General features: G+C 62.2%; 3 protein-coding genes. 2 read left to right on the forward strand and 1 reads right to left on the reverse strand.

The genetic code is table 11. The features are described 5' to 3' along the window. A partial coding sequence (locus tag NKJ40_RS31715) for an SDR family NAD(P)-dependent oxidoreductase (protein ID WP_352469380.1) occupies positions 1 to 318 on the reverse strand: 318 nt, incomplete at its 3' end. Between the two features lie 110 nt (positions 319 to 428). On the opposite strand from NKJ40_RS31715, the gene NKJ40_RS31720 reads away from it, so the two are divergent. Continuing rightward, positions 429 to 992, forward strand: coding sequence for a TetR/AcrR family transcriptional regulator (locus NKJ40_RS31720; RefSeq protein WP_352469381.1), 564 nt, complete (start codon positions 429 to 431; stop codon positions 990 to 992). 208 nt (positions 993 to 1,200) lie between these two features. Further along, positions 1,201 to 1,419, forward strand: a complete 219-nt coding sequence (locus tag NKJ40_RS31725) for a type IV toxin-antitoxin system AbiEi family antitoxin domain-containing protein (RefSeq protein ID WP_352469382.1) — start codon at positions 1,201 to 1,203, stop codon at positions 1,417 to 1,419. Positions 1,420 to 1,816: the final 397 nt, after the last annotated feature.

Here is a 1,816-nt window from a genome sequence, read left to right on the forward strand (position 1 = left end):
CACCCGAGAACCGACACCGCCAAACTGTCCGCGACTTAATGAAACAGCTGTCCGCGACTTAGCGGAATCACTGTCCGGCTTTTGCGAAATGCGCATCGTCTCCACCGTTGCAAGATCGGTGGGCTGCGTGAGATCAGCCTGGACGATGTCGATCGCCACGCCGGTCTCCTGACGCAGGCGCGCCGACAGCGCCTCCATTCGTGCCGTGTCGCGGGCAACCAGCACGAGGTCGTGGCCGCGGCGCGCAAAGCGATCGGCATAGGAAGCTCCGATGCCGGTGGAGGCGCCGGTGATGAGGACTGACGGAATGGCGGTCATGGGATTGCTCTTTTCTCTGCAGGGACTTATATTCATGACGGTTATCATGATTGCCGATAAATATGATGACAATCATGTAAATGTCAACGGAGCCGGCGGAGAATTTTGAAATGAAGGTCAGTCGAGAGCAGATGGCGGAGAACCGTCGCCGGATTCTGGAGGTTGCAAGCCGGCTGTTTCGCGACAAGGGATTCGATGCGGTCAGCGTGGCGGAGGTGATGAAGGCCGCCGGGCTGACCCATGGCGGTTTCTATGGTCACTTCAACTCGAAAGACGACCTGATTGCGCAGACCCTTGCCCATGTCCTCGCCGCGGACACAGGCGGAGGGCGCGGTCTTCGCGCTTATGTGGATGACTATCTTTCACCCGGGCATCGCGACAACTGCGCCGGTGGTTGCCCGACGGCGGGCCTTGCCGCGGCCATCCGCCATCAAACCCCGGCAGCGCGCTCGGCCATGACCGAAGGTCTTCGATCGCAGATCGACCGTATTGGCAAGGCGTTGCCGGAGCTGGATGCGGCAGACAGGCGCCGCGCGGCGATCGGAAGCTTTGCGGCGATGGTGGGGGCAGTGATCCTCGCCCGGGCGATTGACGACCCAGCGCTTTCCGATGAGGTGCTGGAACAGACACGTTCCTGGGTTAATGCCGGGATCAACCAAGTGTCAGCTAGTTAGCCCCGGCCGACCTGTTGTGCAGATTTATAAGACGGGACTTGTTACCGACGATGTCGCTTGTTCCCCGGCCAGCATTGCAGCCTGGGCGCGCCGCGGCTGGTTCTAGCGCGCCTTAGCGTACAATAGGCGGTGGCTCCCCGGGACCGACGAAGCAGCGAAATACGAATTCGCCATAGCGCTCCGCCGAGACGCGCCACAGCCGCATCAAATGCGAAAACGTGATCGTGACCGCGCAAAAGCACTATGCCTTGCAGGTGGGCGGCCGCCATCGCTCCGGGATCGCGCCGTTGCTCTGGCGCGAGAGCGCGGCGAGGTGCGGACCCGCGATCTCACCGACATCGGTATCCCACGGTGCTATCTCTCCCGGATGTGCGAGGAAGGGCTGCTCGTGAAGGTCGGCTATGGCGGTATCGAGCGGCTGCATTGAAGGCGGCCTGACCTTCAGGCCGGGCCGAATGCGCCATAGGATCGCGCCGCTTCGATGACCTCGCCAATCCGGCCTTCGCAGATGGCGTCGATCGGACGTAACCGCCGCGGCGAGGGGACTGCGTGCCGCCCTTCAGAAGACCGCTTGCCCCGTCGCGTTTTGGGCCGGAAGCGGAATGGCGGGCTTTTGGCATAGCGGACGTTCAGCCGGTGGGACCAAGCTCTGAAGCTGACCCTGTGCAGGCCTTTGCGTCGATGACTCGGCCCGGCGTGGCATTCGCAACCGCGCAAACGGTCTCCTGGCAGCGAGGTGCTGGCGGGACGTTTGGCGTAGTAAGTTTTGCGCTCGCAACCTGCGCAAATTGGGCGTACGTTGGCATATCGTCGGTTGCTAATTC

Origin of the sequence: Mesorhizobium sp. M0119 (assembly GCF_040322615.1) — a bacterium.
In the GTDB taxonomy this organism is placed as follows: Bacteria; Pseudomonadota; Alphaproteobacteria; order Rhizobiales; family Rhizobiaceae; genus Mesorhizobium.

Coding starts and splice junctions, on each gene's coding strand:
- NKJ40_RS31720 (WP_352469381.1), top strand. CDS start 429: ATGAAGGTCAGTCGAGAGCAGATGGCGGAGAACCGTCGCCGGATTCTG.
- NKJ40_RS31725 (WP_352469382.1), top strand. CDS start 1,201: ATGCGAAAACGTGATCGTGACCGCGCAAAAGCACTATGCCTTGCAGGT.